We start from the raw sequence: 17865 nt of genomic DNA, 5'->3' as shown, positions 1-17865 counted from the left end.
GATCTCAGAGTCCCGCGACCCCGTCCAGACGCTTGACGGTCTCCTCGAAGTCGGCGATCAGCTCGGCCATGACCTGGCGGACGGGCTTCACCTCGTTCATCCGCCCGACGACCTGACCGACCGGCATGGACACCACCTCGGGATCGCCCGCGGCGTTGATCCGGTTGTGGGCGTCGGCGACGAGGAGGTTCTGCAACGGCATCGGCAGGGCGTCGGGGGCATCGGCCTCGTCCCAGGCGTCGGTCCACTTCGTCTTCAGCAGCCGGGCCGGCTTGCCGGTGTAGATCCGCGTGCGTCGGGTGTCGCTCGACGTGGCACTGGTGAACGCCTCCGTCCACCCGGCGTGGCTGTTGAGCTGCTGGTACTCGGTGGTGGAGAGCCAGATGGAGCCGGTCCACACGCCCTGGGAGCCCAGCGCGAGGGAGGCGGCGATCTGGCGGCCCGACCCGATGCCGCCGGCCCCGAGGACCGGCACGTCCGGACCGACGGCGTCGACGATGTCGGGCTGGAGCACCATGCTGGCGACCTCACCGGTGTGGCCACCGGCCTCGTAGCCCTGGGCGATGATGATGTCGACGCCGTTGGCGACGTGGCTCAACGCGTGCTTGGAGGCACCGGCGAGCGCTGCCACCTTCACCCCGTGGGCGTGGGCCTGTTCGATGACGTCGACCGGCGGTGAGCCCAGCGCGTTGGCGATGAGGACGGGGCGGTGCTGGAGCGCGACGTCGACGTGGGAGCGCGCGACCGAGTGCAGCCACCCCAGTACTCCCTCACGTCCCTCGCCCTCCGGCAGGGGCGGGATGCCGAGCTTCTGCAGTGTCTGCTCGACGAAGGTGACGTGCTCCTCCGGGATCATCGTCGACAGGTCCATGTCCTTGACCTCGTCGGGGACCTTCATCGGCATGACCACGTCGACGCCGTACGGCTTGCCGTCGGTGTTCTCGTCCATCCAGGTGAGGGTCTGCTCGAGCTCCTCGGTGTCGTTGAAGCGCACGCAGCCGAGCACGCCGAGACCGCCCGCGCGCGAGACCTCCGCCGCGACGTGCTCGGAGGGGGTGAACGCGAAGATGGGGTGGTCGATGCCGAACGCATCGCACAGGGGGGTACGCATCAGGCTCCTGCCTTCTCGGTCTTCTGGTCACGGTCGGCCAGGGCCAGCTCCTTGGCCCGGGGGTACTGCGCCTTGCCGGTGGCGTTGCGGGGGATCTCCTCGACCAGCGTCAGCGCCCGGGGCAGCTTGTAGCCCGAGAGGTGGTTGCGCAGGTAGGTCCGCAGGGCCTCGAGCTCCACGGTGCACCCCTCGGCCGGCTGCACCACGGCAGTGACGGCCTGGCCCCACTTCTCGTCGGGCAGCCCGACGACGAGGACGTCGTACACGTCGGGGTGGGACTTGATCGCCATCTCCACCTCCTCGGGGTAGACCTTCTCGCCGCCGGTGTTGACGCAGTTCGACCCACGGCCGAGCAGCGTGATGCGGTTGTCGGTCTCGATCCGCGCGTAGTCCCCGGGGATGGAGTAACGGGTCCCGTCGATCTCGACGAAGGTCTTCGCCGACTTCTCGGGATCCTTGTAGTAGCCGACGGGCACGTTGCCGCCCCGCGCGGTGCGTCCCACCTGGCCGACGTCGGTCGCCGGGTCCAGCACGCGGCCGTCGTCGCCGATGATCACGGTCGCGGGCCCGATGGAGATGACGGGACCGTCGGTGCTGAGGTCGTTCTTGTCCTGCAGGCCGGTGCCCTGGAAGCCGGTCTCGGTGGAGCCGACGGAATCGGTGAAGATCGCGTTGGGGAACCGCTCCATCCACCGCTGCTTCAGTGACGGGCTGAAGACGGCGGCGCTGCTGGCGATCGCGAACAGGCTCTGGCCGCTGAAGTCACCCGCCTCGTAGGCCTCGATCAGTGGACGCGCCATCGCGTCGCCGGTCATGAACATCATCTGCGCCTGCTGCTCGTCGACGAGCTCCCACGTCCGGACCGCGTCGAAGCGGGGCTCGAGGATCGTGAGGTGGCCGGCGAAGAGGTGCATCAGCAGCGACGCCTGGGCGCCGCCGTGCATCAGCGGGCTGAGCGGGAAGGTGACCATCCGCCCCTCCTGCTTCGCCTGTTCGGACTGGTCGTACTCGCTCAGCGGCTCGCCGGTCATGAAGTCGATGCCGCCGCCGAGCACGCGCCAGAAGTCCTCGTGGCGCCACATCACGCCCTTGGGGAACCCGGTCGTGCCGCCGGTGTAGATGATGTGGATGTCGTCGGCACTGCGGTCCCCGAAGTCGCGTTCGGTGCCCTGGGCCGCCATCGCGTCGGCGAGCAGCACGCCGCCGTACTGCGCGAGCACGGCGGGGTCGAGGGCGGCGTCGGGCTCGAGCGGGTCGGGCAGGACGACGAAGGTCGACAGCCGCTCGTGCTTGGGGGCGACCTCGGCCACGAGGTCGGCGTAGGCACTGTCGTGGACCAGCCCGACCAGGTCCGCGTTGTCGAAGAGGTAGTCCAGCTCGCCTGCGACGTAGCGGAAGTTGACGTTGATCGCGACCGCACGGACCTTGAGGATCGCCAGCAGCGCGACCACGTGTTCGATGCTGTTCTTGGCGTAGAGACCGACGTGGTCGCCCACGCCGATCCCCTGCGCGGCGAAGTGGTGGGCCAGCTGGTTGGACCAGGCCTCCAGCTCGCCGTAGGAGACGTAGCGCCCGCTCACCAACAGGGCCCGGTTGTCCGGGTTGGCGTCGACGGCGTGCTCGAAGAGATCAGCGATGTTGAGTGCCACGGGACGAGACTAGAACACGTTTCACTTTCTCGCTAGGGTGGTTCGTATGACGACCCCCGACCAGTCCGCCGACACCGCGACCGCGCCCCACTGCCTGGTGGAGCAGGACGGCCACACGCTGATCGTCACGATGAACCGTCCCGAGGTGAAGAACGCCCTGTCCGGCGAGATGCTGGCCACCATGGAGGACGCCTGGGACCGGGTGAACACGGATCCCGAGATCCGCGTGTGCATCCTCACCGGTGCGGGCGGCGCCTTCTGCGCCGGCGCCGACCTGAAGTCGATGTCGCGCAAGGCGCCCTCGGAGAGCTTCGAGTCCGGCGAGTACGACCCGTCGGTGATCAAGGGGCTGCTGAAGGGGTTCCGGCTCACCAAGCCGCTCATCGCGGCGGTCGAGGGGCCGGCCATCGCCGGCGGCACCGAGATCCTGCAGGGCACCGACATCCGCGTCGCCGGGGAGTCGGCGAAGTTCGGCGTCTCCGAGGCCCGCTGGAGCCTCTACCCGATGGGCGGCTCGGCCGTGCGACTTCCGCGCCAGATCCCCTACACCGTCGCGGCCGACATCCTCCTCACCGGCCGCCACGTGAAGGCTCCCGAGGCCAGGGAACTCGGCCTCATCGGTCACGTCGTGCCCGACGGCGAGGCGCTGGCGAAGGCCCGCGACATCGCGGCCACGATCGCTGCCAACGGCCCGCTCGCCGTCCAGGCGATCCTGCGGACCATCCGCGACTCCGAGGGCAGGCACGAGGACGACTGCTGGGCCGACGACGCCCGCGTCGGCGCGGCCGTCTTCGCCTCCGAGGACGCCAAGGAGGGTCCCCGGGCCTTCGTGGAGAAGCGACAGCCGGTGTTCACCGGCCGCTGAGCGGGGCGCCGGGCAGCATTCGTCCGGTCACGCGGCGGCGTACGACGAGGCCGACGTGGACCGCGAGGGCGAGGAAGAAGGCCACGTGCGCGCCGACGTGCAGCCACAGCAGGTCGTCCCCACCCAGCACGAGTGCGACGCCGGTCGCCGGGATGACGAACAACAGGACGAGCAGCGCTCGCTCGACCGCACCGAGCAGGCGCCGGTCCCGCTCCCCCAGCCGAGGTGACCACGGCGGCAGCGGGGTGGCGCGGCGCCAGACCACCCGTGCCAGCGCGACGACGAGGATGGCGCCCGCGAGCGCGAGATGGAGCTCGACCAGCCCGAACGGCGCGTCGAGGAGGTCGTACGACGCCTCGTCGCCACCCCGTCCCCGACCACGGCCGGACTCCTCCCCGCGCCCGCGGCCCCGGCCGCGCCCCCGACCGCCGTCGTCGGCATCCATCGCGTAGCCGACCGCGAACTGGGCCACGAGGAGTGCCACGGTGCCCCAGTGGAGCGCCTTGGTCACCGCGCCGTAGCCGTGCTCACCGTTGCGCCACCGCATGGGTCATTGTGACCCGGCCACGCCCGCGACGTCGGCGCTTCAGCCGACCGAGCGCTCACCGTCCCAGTACCGCGCGCGCAACGCCTTCTTGTCCGGCTTGCCCAGGGCGGTGAGCGGCAGGCTGTCGGCAGCGATCACCTGCTTGGGCGCCTGGACGGCACCCTTGCGGTCCTTGACCATCTGCTGGATCTCGGCCACGACCTCGTCGGTGAGGTCGTGCCCCTCCCGCGCGACGACGATCGCCGTGACCGCCTCACCGAACTTCTCGTGCGGCGTACCGATCACGCCGACCTGGGCGACTGCCGGATGCTCTGCGACGACGTCCTCGACCTCGCGGGGGAAGACGTTGAAGCCGCCGGTGACGATCATGTCCTTGGTCCGGTCGACGATGTACCAGAAGCCGTCCTCGTCCTCCCGCGCGACGTCGCCGGTGTGCATCCAGTCCGCACGGAACGTGTCCGCGGTCTCCTCGGGCTTCTTCCAGTAGCCACCGGCGAGCAGCGGCCCGGCGACACAGATCTCGCCGGGCTCCCCCGGCGCCACCGGCTCACCGTCCTCGCCCAGCAGGGCGGTCCGGACGAACGCCGCCGGCCGGCCGCACGAGGTCAGCCGCGACTCCATCGGGCGGCCGTCGGCGTCCACGTGGTCCCCCTTGGGGAAGTAGGTGATGACCATCGGCGCCTCGGACTGGCCGTAGTACTGGGCGAAGATCGGGCCGAACCGCTCGATCGCCTCCTTCAGTCGCACCGGGTTGATCGCCGAGGCGCCGTAGTAGACGGTCTCGAGCGAGGACAGGTCGCGCGTGCGGCTGTCGGGGTGGTCCATCAGGGCGTAGAGCATCGTCGGCACCACCATGAGCGAGGTGATGCGCTCGCGCTCGATGGTGGCCAGCACCTCGGCGGGATCGAACTTCGCGGTGACGAACAGCGTGCCGCCCTTGATGACCACGGGCACGAAGAAGGCGGCGCCCGCGTGGGACAGCGGCGTGCACATCAGGAACCGCGGCGACTCGGGCCACTCCCACTCGGCCAACTGCACCTGGGTCATGGTGTTCATGGCCTGCGCCGTGCCGATCACGCCCTTGGGCTGGCCGGTGGTCCCGCCGGTGTAGGTGATCGAGACGACGTGGTCCGGCGGCAGCAGTCGGGCCGCGAGCGGCTGCGGCTCGAACCCGGCGGCGACCTCGATCAGGTCGGTGCCCGCGTCGGCCAGCGCCTCGGGGACCGGCCCGATCGTCAGCACCTGCTTCAGGTCGGGGCACTTCTCCCGCAGCTCGACCGCCCGCTCGGTGAACACCGGGTCCACCACCAGGGTGGTGATGCCGGCGTCGTTGATCACGTAGGCGTGATCGTCGGCCGACCCCAGCGGGTGCAGCGAGGTCCGCTGGAATCCCTGCGTCTGCCCGGCGCCGAGGATGAAGAGGACCTCGGGGCGGTTGGGCGCGAGCAGCGCAGCGGCGGCGTCCGTGCCGGCGCCGAGGGACTCGAACGCCTGGACGTACTGACTGATCCGCGCGGCGACCTCGCCACCGGTGAGGGTCACGTCGCCGAGGTGGATGATCGGCCGTTCGCGGTGCCGCTTCAGGGCGGCGACCATGAGGTGTCCGTTGTGCGTGCCGAGGCGCAGGGTCTGGTCCATGGTGGCCTTCCGGGTTGTTGAGCTGCCCGTGAGGAACGAACGGGCTAGTCGAAACACGGTTGTTGAGCTGCCCGTGAGGAACGAACGGGCTAGTCGAAACATAGAACGCGTTCTAGTTCCTAGCAAGGCGGCTCAACGGCCGAGACCGTCAGTGGTCGGCCTCCAGTGGGACGCGCAGCAGGGGCCGGACCCCACCGAGCCGGCGGTGGAAGCGCACGTGGTCGGCGTACGCCGCCAGTGCCGACCACAGCGCGTCGTGCGCCCGCCACGGCAGCGGCTCGGCACCCTCGCGCCAACTGTCGCCGAAGGTGACCCAGACCGGCACCCAGTCCTCCGCGAGGTCCCACGCGCCGCGCTGGGCCATCACGAGCCGGCGCCGCACCTGGAACGCCGTGCGGGGCCCGTCGACCACGTTGGGCGCACTGCGGATCGGCCACACCCGCAGGTCGAGCTCCATCAACGCCAGCTCGAGGTCAGCGAGCGTCCCCGGCTCCACCAGGACCGTGGCGACGTTCTCGTGAGGTGTCCGCCTCATGCCACCGCACGCTACGCGCCGGCACCGACGGCCGACCACCAGTGCTCACCGCACAGGGACGGGCTCAGGCGAGCAGCGCCGCCACCTGACGCACCTCGGCGACGCTGCGGCAGCTCAGCAGCAGCGTCGTGACACCGGTCTCCTCCCACTGCGCGACCTTCTCCTTGACCTCGCCCTCGGTGCCGATGATGTGGAGGTCGTGCACGAGCTCGTCGGGGATCAGCGCGGTGGCCTCCTCCTTGTGGCCGTCGAGGTAGAGCTGCTGCACCCGGTCGGCCAGCTCGGCGTACCCCATGCGTTCGAAGACCTGCTTGTGGAAGTTCTGCTCCTTGGCGCCCATGCCGCCCATGTAGAGCGAGACGTAGGGCTTCATGCCGTCGGTGACGGCACGCTTCTCCTCCTCGTCGGCGACCACCTGCAGGTGGCAGGTGGCGGCGATCTCGAAGTCGTCGCGCGTACGCCGGGCACCCGGCCGGGCGAAGCCCTCGTCGAGCCACGGCTGGTACATGCCCGCACTCTTGGGCGTGTAGAAGATCGGGATCCAGCCGTCGGCGATCTCGGCGGTCTGGGCGACGTTCTTGGGTCCCTCCGCACCGAGCCAGATCGGGACGTCGGCCCGCAACGGGTGCACGATCGGCTTCAGCGGCTTGCCCAGGCCCACGGCCCCCTCGCCGTGGAACGGCAGGGGGTAGTGCGGCCCGTCGTTGGTCACCGGCGCCTCGCGGGCGAGCACCTGGCGCACGATGGACACGACCTCGCGGGTGCGGGCCAGCGGCTTGGCGAAGGGCTGTCCGTACCACCCCTCGACCACCTGCGGACCACTCACGCCCATGCCCAGGACGACCCGTCCACCACTGAGGTGGTCCAGCGTCAGCACGTGCATCGCGATCGACGCGGGACTGCGCCCCGACATCTGCACGATCGAGGTGCCGAGCCGCATCCGGGACGTCTCGCGCCCCCACCAGGCCAGCGGCGAGAAGGCGTCACTCCCCCAGGCCTCGGCAGTGAAGAGGGCGTCGAAGCCGGCCTCCTCGGCGGCCGCGACCAGTTCCCCGACACCTTCCGGCGGCTGTGCACCCCAGTACCCCAGTTGCAGGCCGAGCTTCATCGCGTTCCCTTCGTCGTCTCCGTCCGGCGACGGTCGCCACGGCCGTGACCCGCGACGTGATCCGCGCAACACGCTAGTGGACGAACCTTGCTCACAAAGATTAGAACATGTTTCACTTTGGCCATGAGTCGCACGCTGCAGGCACCGGTCACGGTGGCCTTCGACTACACCCGTTCCACCGGACCGGTCCTCGGTCGCTTCCTCACCGGCCTCCACGACCGCCGCGTCGTGGGCGGGGTGCTCGCCGACGGCCGGGTCGCCGTGCCGCCCCCCGAGTTCGACCCCACGACGCACGAGCCCGTGACCGAGTTCGCCGACGTCGGCGAGAGCGGCACGGTCACCTCGTGGACCTGGGTCAGCGAGCCGGTCAAGGGCCAGCCGTTGGACCGCCCCTTCGCCTTCGCCCTGGTCACGCTCGACGGCGCCGACACCCCGCTGCTCCACGCCGTGGCGGTCGACTCGCCCGAGGCGATGGCGACCGGCATGCGGGTGCGGGCCCGGTGGGCCGAGGAACCCACCGGCGGCATCAACGACCTCGCCTGGTTCGAGCCCGAGTCCGCGGACGCAGGGCCGTCCCCGACGCCGGCCGACTCGCTCGAGGAGGACCTGACCGGCATCATCACCCCGGTCAGCCTCGACTACTCCTACGCGGCGTCACCGGAGGAGTCGGCCTTCTTCCGCGGGCTCGCCGAGGGCCGCATCGTCGGCCAGCGGTGTCCCCAGTGCACCAAGGTCTACGTGCCGCCCCGCAGCGCCTGCCCGGTGGACGGCATCCCCACCGAGGAGGAGGTGGAGCTGGCCCACACCGGCACGGTCACGACCTTCTGCATCGTCAACGTGCCCTTCCTGGGCCAGCAGATCGACCCGCCGTACGTGTCGGCGTACATCCTCCTCGACGGCGCGGACATCGCGCTGCAACACCTCATCCTCGACATCCCGGCGGAGGAGGTCCGCATGGGCATGCGCGTGACCGCGGTGTGGAAGCCGCGCGAGGAGTGGACCACCTCGGTGGAGAACATCAGCCACTTCGCGCCGGCCGACGAGCCCGACGCCGACTACGAGACCTACCGCCACCACCTCTGAGCCGCGGCTCACCGCTGAGGAGAGACATGAGAGACGTTGCCGTCGTCGGGTTCGCCCAACGACAGATGACCGACTTCGACGGGTCGCCCACCTGCGTGGAGCTGCTCGTCCCCATCTTCGCCGAGTGCTACGAGCAGACCGGCTGGACCCGCAAGGACGTCGGCTTCTGGTGCTCGGGTTCCTCGGACTACCTCGCCGGCCGCTCCTTCTCCTTCGTCTCGGCCATCGACTCGATCGGCGTGCTGCCGCCGGTCAACGAGTCGCACGTCGAGATGGACGCGGCGTGGGCCCTCTACGAGGCGTGGCTGAAGATCCAGATGGGCGAGGTCGACACCGCGATCGTCTTCGGCTTCGGCAAGTCCTCGGCCGGCCAGCTCCGGCGCACTCTCGCACTCCAGCTCGACCCGTACACGATGACGCCGCTGTGGCCCGACACCGTGTCGCTGGCCGGGCTGCAGGCGCGCCTCGGGATCGACGCGGGCAGGTGGGACGAGGCCGCGATGGCCGAGGTCGTCAACCGTTCGCTGACCGACGCGGAGAAGAACGAGTACGCCGTCCGGTCCGGCGGCTCCTCGATCGAGGACCTGCTCGCGCGGCCGCTGTACGCCGACCCGTTGCGCAAGCACGACTGTGCACCGGTGACCGACGGGGCCGCCGCCATCGTGCTCGCGGCCGACGACCGGGCACGCGAGGTGCGTGACCGGCCCGCCTGGATCAGCGGCATCGCCCACAACACCGACGGCCTCCAGCTCGGCACGCGCGACCTCACCCGGTCGGGCTCGGCCGAACGCGCGGCCGCGGCCGTGGGCGGGCTCGGCGGCGTCGAGGTCGCCGAGCTCCACGCGCCGTTCAGCCACCAGGAGCTGCTGCTGCGCGATGCACTGGGCCTGGCCGGGGACACCCGGATCAACCCGTCGGGCGGTCCGTTGGCCGGCAACCCGATGTTCACCGGGGGCGCCATCCGCATCGGCGAGGCCGCCCGTCGCGTGTGGGACGGCACGGCCGACAGGGTGCTGGGGCACGCCACCAGCGGACCGGCGCTCCAGCAGAACCTGGTGTGCGTCATGGACAGCGCGACGAGCGGAGGACGTTGATGGGCAAGCAACCTGCAGCCGTGATCGGGGTCGGCCAGACCCATCACCGCGCCGAACGCAAGGACGTGTCGATGGCGGGCCTGTGCCGCGAGGCCATGGACCGCGCCCTGGCCGATGCCGGCATGACGCTGGACGAGGTCGACGCGATCGTCGTCGGCAAGGCCCCCGACCTCTTCGAGGGCGTGATGATGCCCGAGCTCTACCTCGCCGAGGCGCTCGGCGCGGTCGGCAAGCCCCTGCTGCGGGTCCACACCGCGGGCTCGGTCGGCGGTTCGACCGCGATCGTGGCGTCCTCGCTGGTGCAGTCCGGGGTGCACCGCAAGGTGCTCACCGTGGCCTTCGAGAAGCAGTCGGAGTCCAACGCGATGTGGGCGCTCTCGGTGCCGGTGCCGTTCGTGATGCCGGTGCACGCCGGCGCCGGTGGCTACTTCGCGCCGCACGTGCGGTCCTACATCCGCCGCTCGGGTGCGCCGGACCACATCGGCGCGATGGTCGCGGCCAAGGACCGCACCAATGCCCTCAAGAACCCCTACGCGCACCTGCAGAACGAGGGCACCACCGTGGAGTCGGTGCTGGCCTCCACGATGCTGTGGGACCCGATCCGCTACGACGAGACCTGCCCGTCCTCCGACGGCGCGTGCGCGCTCGTCATCGCGGACGAGGACGTCGCCGCCGCCTCACCCGACCCGGCCTGGATCCACGGCACCGTGATGCGCTCGGAGCCCACCAGTGCAGCCGAGCGTGACCAGGTCAACCCCCAGGCCGGGCGTGAGGCCGCCGCCGCACTGTGGCAGCAGGCCGGCATCACCGACCCGCTGGCCGAGATCGACGCCGCCGAGGTCTACGTGCCGTTCTCCTGGTTCGAGCCGATGTGGCTGGAGAACCTCGGGTTCGCCGCCGAGGGCGAGGGCTGGAAGCTCACCGAGGCCGGGGCGACGGCGATGGACGGCCGGATCCCGCTCAACGCCTCCGGCGGCGTGCTCTCCTCCAACCCGATCGGGGCATCAGGCATGCTCCGCTTCGGCGAGGCCGCACTGCAGGCGCGGGGCGCTGCCGGCGAGCACCAGGTGGACGGCGTACGCCGCGCCCTGGGCCACGCCTACGGCGGCGGGTCTCAGTTCTTCGCGATGTGGGTGGTGGGGTCGGACAAGCCGACCAGCTGAGGTACGACGGCGGGGCGAGCCTCGGGCACGATGCCGACCCGGACGGCTGCGCCGACCTCGAGCGTCGCGCCGGGTTGGCGGGAGCGCACGTGCCGCCCCGACGGCAGCCGCAACTCGTGCAGCGTGTAGGCGCCGTGGTACTCCACCCGGGCGACGCGGGCCTCGCCGCCCGGGTCCGGGCTGACCATGACCTGGTGGGGCCGGAGCATGACGTCCACCTCGGCGTCGGCGCCGGGATCCGCAGTGTCGTCGGCGGCGACCGGGCCGACCTCGGTCTCGACGACGGCGCCCGCGCGCCGGCCGGGGAGGAAGTCGGCGTCGCCCATGAAGGTGGCGACGTACCGGTTGGCGGGGTGCTCGAAGACCTGTGCCGGGGTGTCGACCTGCTCCAGGCGACCCGACCGCAGCACGGCGACCCGGTCCCCCAGCATCAGCGCCTCGTCCTGGTCGTGGGTGACGACGAGGGCGGCGCTCCCGGTGCGGCGCATGATGTCGAGGGTGTCGACGCGCACCCGCGCCCGCAGGTTCTCGTCCAGGCTCGAGAACGGCTCGTCCAGCAGCACCGCCGCCGGGGCGGGGGCCAGGGCGCGCGCGAGGGCGACCCGCTGCTGCTCGCCCCCGGAGAGCTGGTGCGGGTGCCGGGCCGCCACGTGGGCCAGGCCCACGATGTCGAGCACCTCGGCGATCCGCGCGGCGCGGTCGGTGGCGGGGAGGTGGCGCAGCCCGAAGCCGATGTTCGCGGCGACGTCCAGGTGCGGGAAGAGCGCGTGGTCCTGGAAGACCATCCCGACCCGGCGCCGCTCGGGCGGCACCATGGTCCGGGCATCGGCGACGACCCGCTCGTCGATCGCCACGCTGCCGGCATCGGGCGCCTCGAGCCCGGCGACCAGCCGCAGCAGGGTGGACTTGCCGCACCCGGACTCCCCCACGACCGTCACGATCTCGCCCGGCTCCACGGCCAGGTCGAGGGACCGCACGGCGTGAGTGTCGCCGTAGTGCTTGTCGACGCCGCTCAGGGACAGTGCGGCGCTCATCGGGCACCCACCGGGGCCGCGAGCTCGGCTGGCCGGGACGTCCGCAGCAGCATCGCGACGGGGACGGCCGCCACCGCGACGATCACCAGCGCCGGCAGTGCTGCCTGCTCCCAGAAGTTCTCCGAGGCCAGCTGGTAGACCCACACCGACAGGGTGGAGAAACCGAACGGACGCAGCAACAGCACGAGCGGGAGCTCCTTGATCGCGTCGACGAGCACGAGGGTCAGGGCGGCGGCGACACCGGGCCGCACCATCGGCAGGTGGATCCGTGCGAGGACGCGCGAGGGGCGCGCGCCCAGCGTCAGGGCCGACTGGGTCACGTGGGGCGAGATGCGTTGGAAACTGGCGTCGACAGCCTGGTAGGCCGGCGCCGTGAAACGGATCGCGTGGGCGAAGAGGATGCCCAGCACCGAGCCGGTCGCGACCGTGCCGCCGATGGGCTGGGACAGCGCGAGGACGCCGATGCCGACCACGGCCCCGGGGACGGCGTACCCGAAGGTCGTGAGCTGGGTGGCACCCCGCACCAGCGGACCTGCACCGAGACGGAGGGTGTGGGTCATCGCGAGCGAGATCCCCACGCAGACCACGGCGGCGATGACCGCGATGGTGACGCTGTTGGCGAGGTAGTCGAAGAACCGCGAGTCCAGCACGTCGAAGCGTTCGTCGCCGGCGCCCGCAACCGCCCAGCCCACGAGTCGGAGCACCGGGAACCCGAAGCCGGCGATCGCGACCGCCGCTGCGACCGCTGTGGCGGCCAGCGCGGATCGGCCACGCAGCTCACGCCGCGCGAGCCCGCGTCCCCGTCCACTGCGCTGGTGGAACCGCGCCCCGCCACGCAGCACCCGCTCGAGGGCGAGGACGGCCACGGCGGCGAAGAGCACCAGCACGGCCAGCGAGACCGCCGAGGCGACGTCGTAGCTGCCCTTCCAGGTGAGGTAGACACCGACCGAGAGGGTCTGGACCCCGAAGTACTGCACCGTGGCGAAGTCGGTCAGCGTCTCCATCATCACCAGCGCCAGTCCCGCGGCGACCGACGGCCGCGCCAGGGGCAGGAGCACGGCGCGGAAGGCGCGGGCACGTCCGGCGCCCAGCGTGCGGGCGGCGTCATATGCCGCGGGGCCGGTCTCGAGGAACGCCACGCGCGCCATCAGGTAGACGTAGGGATAGAGCGCCAACGTCATCACCGTGATCGCGCCGAGCATCCCGTCGAAGTCGAGGCTGGCGCGGTAGACGAAGCCGAGGATGTACGCCGGCACCGCCAGCGGCAGGACCAGCATCCAGCCGAGCGTGCGCCGGAAGGGGAAGTCGTGGGCGCTCACCAGCCACGCCAGGCCGACGCCGAGCACCGCGCACCCGGCGGCGGTGCCCACCAGCAGTACGACGGTGCCGAGGGTCATCGTCCCCACGCCGCGAGGAAGGTCGGGCGTCCCGGCGGTCGCGGCGCGCACGGCGACCGCCGCCACCGGGCTGGCGACGACCGCGGCGATCACCAGCACCAGGAGCGACCAGCGGCCGCGCCCGGTGCGGATCATTCGTAGCCGGCTTCGGCCAGGAGGTCCACGGCGTCGGCGTTCAGCGCGCCGTAGGCCTCGGCGTCGACCGGCATCCGCTCGAACGGGCCGAACGAGGCCGCGATCGGCTCCGGCTCCACCTCGGGGTTGACCGGCAGCTCGTGGTTGGCGTCGACGAACGCGCTCTGGCCGTCGTCGGCGAGCCACTCCAGCAGCGCCCGGGCGTCGGTCTTGTTGTCGCTGGAGGCGACGATGCCCGCGCCGGAGATGTTGGCGTGGGTGCCGTCACCGTCCTGGCTGGCCCAGTGCAGCGCGACGTCGTAGTCCTCGCCGTACTCCTCGATCTGGCGGGCGAGGTAGTAGTGGTTGGTGATGCCGACCTCGCACTCGCCGTCGTTGATCGCGTCGAGCAGCTCGACGTCGTTGCTCTTGATCTCGGCGTCGTTCGCGAGCCAGCCCTCGACGATCTCGCGGGTGCGCTCCTCGCCGTGGAGGTCGATCAGGCTCGCCACCAGCGACTGGGTGTAGGACGACTGGGCGGTGCGCAGGCAGAGGCGGCCCTGCCACTTCTCGTCGGTGAGCCCGGCGTAGGTGTCGCTGTCGTCGAACTCGGTGGGGTCGACGGCGTCGGGGTCGTAGACCACGGTGCGGGCGCGCATCGCCAGCCCGAACCAGCGGCCACCGGAGTCCCGCAGGTCGGCCGGGACCGCCTCGTCGAGGACCGCGGAGTCGACCTCGTCGAGCACGCCCTCCTCGCCGGCGTTCCACAGCATGCCGGCGTCGACGGTGATGAACAGGTCGGCCGGGGAGTCCTCGCCCTCCGCCTTGAGCCGCTCGAGCAGTTCGGCGTCGTCGCCGTCGAGGAACTCCACGCTGACGCCGGTCTCCTCGGTGAAGGCCTCGAATGCCTTCTCCAGGTCGTAGTGGCGCGCGGAGTAGATCTGCAGGTCGGCCTCGCCGCCGATGCCGAGGAATCCGCAGCCACTGAGCACCGTGCCGGTGGCCACGAGGCCCGCCATGAGAGTCGTGAGGCGGCGCATGGGTGTTCTCCTGTGGTGGTGGGTCGTCAGGCCGATGTGCTTCGGTGAGCCTAACCAATCCTCGGGCGCGTCGGGCGGCGGTGTCGGCCACTGGTCCCTCGTCTAGGCTCGAGGCCATGATCGAGCTGCGCACCCCCACCCAGATCGAGGAAATGCGTCCGGCGGGACGGTTCATCGCCTCGGTGATCACCGCCCTGGCCGAGAAGGCCGCCGTGGGGGTCAACCTGCTCGAACTCGACGAGATGGCCCACCAGATGATCAAGGACGCCGGGGCGGAGTCCTGCTACATCGACTACCACCCGTCCTTCGGCGCCTCCCCGTTCGGCAAGGTGCTGTGCACCTCGGTCAACGATGCGGTCCTCCACGGCCTGCCCCACGACTACACGCTCGCGGACGGCGACCTGCTCTCGGTCGACTTCGCGGCGGCGGTCGACGGCTGGGTGTCGGACTCCGCACTGTCGGTGATCGTCGGCGAGCCCGACCCGAAGGACGTGTGGCTCATCGACGTCGCCCAGCGCGCGCTCGACGCCGGCATCGCGGCCGCCCAGCCCGGCAACCGGCTCGGCGACATCTCCCACGCGATCGGGTCGATCGCCCGCGACGAGGGCCTCGGGGTCAACCTGCAGTTCGGTGGCCACGGCGTCGGTCGCACCATGCACGGCGACCCGCACGTCCCCAACGACGGCCGCGCGGGCAAGGGCCTCAAGCTCCGGCCCGGCCTGGTCATCGCGATCGAGCCGTGGTTCCTCCACACCACCGACGAGATCCGCTTCGACGAGGACGGCTGGACCATCCGCTCCGCCGACGGCTCCCGCGGGGCGCACGTCGAGCACACGATCGCGATCACCGAGGACGGGCCGCTGGTTCTCACCGACCGGGCGGCCTGAGCGGGTCGTCGTCACCCGTAGCTGACCGGCATCTCCTTCACGCCGTTGATCCACCCCGAGCGCAGCTTGACCGGGTCCCCGGCGAGGCGGATGTCGGCGTCGCGGTCGGCGAGCGCGTCGAAGATCAGCTTCACCTCGAGCCGGGCGAGGTTGGCGCCGATGCAGTAGTGCGCACCGTGGCCACCGAAGGCCTGGTGCGGATTGGGGTCGCGCTGGATGTCGAAGGCGAAGGGGTCCTCGAAGACGTCCTCGTCGTAGTTCGCCGACGCGTAGAAGAGGCCGACCCGGTCGCCTGCCTTGACCGCCTGGCCACCGATCTCGACGTCGTTGAGGGCGGTGCGCTGGAAGACCGTCACCGGGGTGGCCCAGCGGATCATCTCGTCGACGGCGGTGTCAGGACGCTCGCGCTTGTAGAGCTCCCACTGCTCGGGGTGGTCCAGGAACGCCTGCATGCCGTGGGTGATGGCGTTGCGGGTGGTCTCGTTGCCGGCGACGGCCAGCAGGATCACGAAGAACCCGAACTCGTCATCGGTGAGGTGCTCCCCGTCGACGTCGGCGGTCACCAACTTGGTGATGATGTCGTCCTGCGGGTTGCGACGGCGGTCGTCGGCCATCGCCATGGAATAGGCGAGGATCTCCATGAACGCCGTCATCTGGTCGCCCTCGACGTCGGGGTCGTCGTAGGCCATCATCTGGTTCGACCACTCGAAGAGCTTGCCGCGGTCCTCCTGCGGCACGCCGAGCAGGTCCGCGATCGCCTGCAGCGGCAGCTCGGCGGCGATGTCGGTGACGAAGTTGCCACCGTCCTTGGCCAGGGCGGCGTCGACGATGGTCTCGGCCCGCTGCTTGAGGGCGTCGTGGAGCCCGCCGACCGCCCGCGGCGTGAAGGCGCGCGAGATGATGCGGCGCAGCTTGGTGTGCTCGGGCGAGTCGTGGTTGATCAGCAGGAAGCGGGTCTGCTCCAGCTCCTCGCGCGTCATGTCGGGGGCGAACCGGATGATGACGCCGTTCTCGTAGGTGGAGAAGTTCGTCTGGTCCTTGGAGATCGCCGCGACGTCGGCGTGCCTGCTCACCGCCCAGTAGCCGGTGTCGGTGAAGCCGGCGCGGGCGGACTCGTCCTGCTCCACCCACGAGACCGGCGCCGTACGACGCAGGGTCAGCAGCTCCTCGTGCGGCATGCGCTCGAAGAGGATGTCGGGGTCGGACGGGTCGAAGCCGGCCAGGGGTGCGTCGGCGTCCACTGCGGTCACTCGGGGGTCCTCTCGCCGCGGCCCGGAACCGCCGGGCCGACTTGGAACACGTTCTAACGCGACACTACAGACTCTCGACGAAACATGAAAGTGTTTCGTCCGGCCGTGTCGTGCGTCACAGCACGCACCCCCTGTCTCGCCATTGCCCTTGCGTAGAACCTGTTCTACTTTGCTGCCATGGGTACTCCGGTGATCGTCGACGTCGTCCGCACTCCCCTGGGCAAGCGCAGGGGCTGGCTCGCGGGCCTCCACCCGGCCGAGTTGCTCGGCTTCACCCAGGCCGAGGTGCTGCGGCGCGCGGGCCTCGATCCCGACCTGGTGGAGCAGGTGGTCGGCGGCTGCGTCACCCAGGCCGGTGAGCAGTCCAACGGCATGGTGCGACGCGCGTGGCTGCACGCCGGTCTCCCCCAGCACACCGGGGGCACCGTCATCGACGCCCAGTGTGGCTCCGGACAGCAGGCAGCCCATCTGGTGCACGACATGGTGGCGGCCGGGACGATCGATGTCGGCGTCGCGTGCGGCGTCGAGGCGATGACCCGCATCCCGCTCGGGGGCAACGTGCCCCCCGGGCTGGGTGACCCGCGGCCGGAGAGCTGGACCATCGACATGCCCAACCAGTTCGAGGCCGCGGATCGCATCGCCCGCCACCGCGGTCTCACCCGCACCGATCTGGAGGAGTTCGGCCTGGCCTCCCAGACCAAGGCGCGCGCCGCGGTGGACGAGGGCCGCTTCAAGCGCGAGATCGCCCCTGTGGAGGCACCCGTCCTCGACGACGAGGGCAACCCCACGGGCGAGGTCCGCGCCGTCGAGGCCGACCAGGGACTCCGCGACACCACCGCCGAGGGGCTGGCCGGACTCTCGCCGGTCCTCCCCGACGGGTTGCACACCGCCGGCACGTCGTCGCAGATCAGCGACGGCGCCGCCGCGGCGCTCATCATGGACGAGGAGAAGGCACGCTCGCTCGGCCTCACCCCTCGGGCCCGGATCAGCTTCCACACCCTGGTGGGCGCCGATCCGTACTACCACCTCGACGGCCCGATCGACGCCACGCAGCGCGTCCTCGACCGCACCGGCATGGGTATCGGCGACTTCGACATCTTCGAGGTCAACGAGGCCTTCGCCTCCGTCGTCCTGTCGTGGGCCGGCCAGCACGGCGTCGACCTCGACCGCGTCAACGTCAACGGCGGCGCGATCGCCCTGGGCCACCCCGTCGGCGCGACGGGAGTCCGGCTGATCACCACCGCGCTGCACGAGCTCGAGCGACGCGACGCGAGCACCGCCATGGTGTCGATGTGCGCCGGCGGCGCCATGGCGACGGGCACGGTCCTCGAGCGCCTGTAGGGTCACGGC

Annotated in this window: 16 protein-coding genes; 6 read left to right on the top strand and 10 right to left on the bottom strand. The window is 70.9% G+C overall.

Annotation, left to right across the window (positions count from 1 at the left end):
- Nucleotides 1–4: 4 nt before the first annotated feature.
- Both KUV85_RS04465 and KUV85_RS04460 read right to left on the bottom strand, forming a co-directional pair.
- Entirely contained in the window at nt 5–1111 is a 1107-nt protein-coding gene (locus KUV85_RS04465) for an NAD(P)H-dependent flavin oxidoreductase (protein ID WP_219962020.1), read from the bottom strand.
- Entirely contained in the window at nt 1111–2760 is a 1650-nt protein-coding gene (locus KUV85_RS04460) for an acyl-CoA synthetase (protein ID WP_219962019.1), read from the bottom strand. Before KUV85_RS04460 ends, KUV85_RS04465 begins: the two co-directional genes overlap by 1 nt.
- A gap of 46 nt (nt 2761–2806) precedes the next feature.
- Between KUV85_RS04460 and KUV85_RS04455 the strand changes: the two genes are divergently transcribed.
- Nucleotides 2807–3625: a crotonase/enoyl-CoA hydratase family protein gene (locus tag KUV85_RS04455; protein ID WP_219962018.1), complete on the top strand. Its 819-nt coding sequence runs from the start codon at nt 2807–2809 to the stop codon at nt 3623–3625.
- Here KUV85_RS04455 and KUV85_RS04450 read toward each other — a convergent pair.
- The 4 genes from KUV85_RS04450 to KUV85_RS04435 all read right to left on the bottom strand — a co-directional run bounded on the left by KUV85_RS04450 (nt 3612) and on the right by KUV85_RS04435 (nt 7453).
- The gene (locus tag KUV85_RS04450; protein WP_219962017.1) at nt 3612–4172 is read right to left on the bottom strand and encodes a cytochrome b; all 561 of its coding nucleotides are present in this window, start codon (nt 4170–4172) and stop codon (nt 3612–3614) included. The genes KUV85_RS04455 and KUV85_RS04450 overlap by 14 nt on opposite strands.
- A 39-nt stretch (nt 4173–4211) precedes the next feature.
- The gene (fadD8, locus tag KUV85_RS04445) at nt 4212–5810 is read right to left on the bottom strand and encodes a fatty-acid--CoA ligase FadD8 (protein ID WP_219962016.1); all 1599 of its coding nucleotides are present in this window, start codon (nt 5808–5810) and stop codon (nt 4212–4214) included.
- Between the two features lie 148 nt (nt 5811–5958).
- Entirely contained in the window at nt 5959–6345 is a 387-nt protein-coding gene (locus KUV85_RS04440; protein ID WP_219962015.1) for a hypothetical protein, read from the bottom strand.
- Between the two features lie 64 nt (nt 6346–6409).
- On the bottom strand, nt 6410–7453 hold the full coding sequence (locus tag KUV85_RS04435; RefSeq protein WP_219962014.1) for an LLM class F420-dependent oxidoreductase: 1044 nt from the start codon (nt 7451–7453) through the stop codon (nt 6410–6412).
- Nucleotides 7454–7576: 123 nt separating this feature from the next.
- On the opposite strand from KUV85_RS04435, the gene KUV85_RS04430 reads away from it, so the two are divergent.
- Genes KUV85_RS04430 through KUV85_RS04420 form a run of 3 tightly spaced genes read left to right on the top strand, consistent with a single transcriptional unit; the run spans nt 7577 to nt 10793 of the window.
- On the top strand, nt 7577–8536 hold the full coding sequence (locus KUV85_RS04430; RefSeq protein ID WP_219962013.1) for a Zn-ribbon domain-containing OB-fold protein: 960 nt from the start codon (nt 7577–7579) through the stop codon (nt 8534–8536).
- A gap of 26 nt (nt 8537–8562) precedes the next feature.
- Nucleotides 8563–9630, top strand: a complete 1068-nt coding sequence (locus KUV85_RS04425; protein WP_219962012.1) for a thiolase domain-containing protein — start codon at nt 8563–8565, stop codon at nt 9628–9630.
- Nucleotides 9630–10793 carry a thiolase domain-containing protein gene (locus KUV85_RS04420; RefSeq protein ID WP_219962011.1) on the top strand — a complete coding sequence of 388 codons (1164 nt, stop codon included), beginning with the start codon at nt 9630–9632 and terminating at the stop codon, nt 10791–10793. The genes KUV85_RS04425 and KUV85_RS04420 overlap by 1 nt, the downstream gene beginning before the upstream one ends.
- Here the strand turns inward: KUV85_RS04420 and KUV85_RS04415 are convergent.
- Genes KUV85_RS04415 through KUV85_RS04405 form a run of 3 tightly spaced genes read right to left on the bottom strand, consistent with a single transcriptional unit; the run spans nt 10745 to nt 14378 of the window.
- Nucleotides 10745–11827: an ABC transporter ATP-binding protein gene (locus KUV85_RS04415; RefSeq protein WP_219962010.1), complete on the bottom strand. Its 1083-nt coding sequence runs from the start codon at nt 11825–11827 to the stop codon at nt 10745–10747. The genes KUV85_RS04420 and KUV85_RS04415 overlap by 49 nt on opposite strands.
- On the bottom strand, nt 11824–13359 hold the full coding sequence (locus tag KUV85_RS04410) for an ABC transporter permease (RefSeq protein ID WP_219962009.1): 1536 nt from the start codon (nt 13357–13359) through the stop codon (nt 11824–11826). Before KUV85_RS04410 ends, KUV85_RS04415 begins: the two co-directional genes overlap by 4 nt.
- A complete protein-coding gene (locus KUV85_RS04405; protein ID WP_219962008.1) occupies nt 13356–14378 on the bottom strand; it encodes an extracellular solute-binding protein in 1023 nt (340 codons plus the stop codon). Before KUV85_RS04405 ends, KUV85_RS04410 begins: the two co-directional genes overlap by 4 nt.
- Before the next feature lie 116 nt (nt 14379–14494).
- Between KUV85_RS04405 and map the strand changes: the two genes are divergently transcribed.
- Nucleotides 14495–15265 carry a type I methionyl aminopeptidase gene (gene map / locus KUV85_RS04400; protein ID WP_219962007.1) on the top strand — a complete coding sequence of 257 codons (771 nt, stop codon included), beginning with the start codon at nt 14495–14497 and terminating at the stop codon, nt 15263–15265.
- Between the two features lie 11 nt (nt 15266–15276).
- Here the strand turns inward: map and KUV85_RS04395 are convergent, their stop codons facing one another.
- Nucleotides 15277–16515 (bottom strand): cytochrome P450, encoded by a 1239-nt coding sequence (locus tag KUV85_RS04395; RefSeq protein ID WP_273543998.1) that lies wholly within the window; start codon nt 16513–16515, stop codon nt 15277–15279.
- 177 nt (nt 16516–16692) lie between these two features.
- On the opposite strand from KUV85_RS04395, the gene KUV85_RS04390 reads away from it, so the two are divergent.
- Nucleotides 16693–17856 carry a steroid 3-ketoacyl-CoA thiolase gene (locus tag KUV85_RS04390; RefSeq protein WP_219962006.1) on the top strand — a complete coding sequence of 388 codons (1164 nt, stop codon included), beginning with the start codon at nt 16693–16695 and terminating at the stop codon, nt 17854–17856.
- Nucleotides 17857–17865 lie beyond the last annotated feature (9 nt).

It is taken from the genome of Nocardioides panacisoli (genome assembly GCF_019448235.1).
Taxonomy (GTDB): domain Bacteria; phylum Actinomycetota; class Actinomycetes; order Propionibacteriales; family Nocardioidaceae; genus Nocardioides; species Nocardioides panacisoli_A.
The sequence above is the reverse complement of the archived record's forward strand: the minus strand, read 5'-3'. Positions and strand labels throughout refer to the sequence as shown.

Coding starts and splice junctions, on each gene's coding strand:
- fadD8 (WP_219962016.1), bottom strand. CDS start 5,810: ATGGACCAGACCCTGCGCCTCGGCACGCACAACGGACACCTCATGGTC.
- KUV85_RS04410 (WP_219962009.1), bottom strand. CDS start 13,359: ATGATCCGCACCGGGCGCGGCCGCTGGTCGCTCCTGGTGCTGGTGATC.
- KUV85_RS04425 (WP_219962012.1), top strand. CDS start 8,563: ATGAGAGACGTTGCCGTCGTCGGGTTCGCCCAACGACAGATGACCGAC.
- KUV85_RS04465 (WP_219962020.1), bottom strand. CDS start 1,111: ATGCGTACCCCCCTGTGCGATGCGTTCGGCATCGACCACCCCATCTTC.
- KUV85_RS04435 (WP_219962014.1), bottom strand. CDS start 7,453: ATGAAGCTCGGCCTGCAACTGGGGTACTGGGGTGCACAGCCGCCGGAA.
- KUV85_RS04420 (WP_219962011.1), top strand. CDS start 9,630: ATGGGCAAGCAACCTGCAGCCGTGATCGGGGTCGGCCAGACCCATCAC.
- KUV85_RS04455 (WP_219962018.1), top strand. CDS start 2,807: ATGACGACCCCCGACCAGTCCGCCGACACCGCGACCGCGCCCCACTGC.
- KUV85_RS04430 (WP_219962013.1), top strand. CDS start 7,577: ATGAGTCGCACGCTGCAGGCACCGGTCACGGTGGCCTTCGACTACACC.
- KUV85_RS04440 (WP_219962015.1), bottom strand. CDS start 6,345: ATGAGGCGGACACCTCACGAGAACGTCGCCACGGTCCTGGTGGAGCCG.
- map (WP_219962007.1), top strand. CDS start 14,495: ATGATCGAGCTGCGCACCCCCACCCAGATCGAGGAAATGCGTCCGGCG.
- KUV85_RS04405 (WP_219962008.1), bottom strand. CDS start 14,378: ATGCGCCGCCTCACGACTCTCATGGCGGGCCTCGTGGCCACCGGCACG.
- KUV85_RS04415 (WP_219962010.1), bottom strand. CDS start 11,827: ATGAGCGCCGCACTGTCCCTGAGCGGCGTCGACAAGCACTACGGCGAC.
- KUV85_RS04450 (WP_219962017.1), bottom strand. CDS start 4,172: ATGCGGTGGCGCAACGGTGAGCACGGCTACGGCGCGGTGACCAAGGCG.
- KUV85_RS04390 (WP_219962006.1), top strand. CDS start 16,693: ATGGGTACTCCGGTGATCGTCGACGTCGTCCGCACTCCCCTGGGCAAG.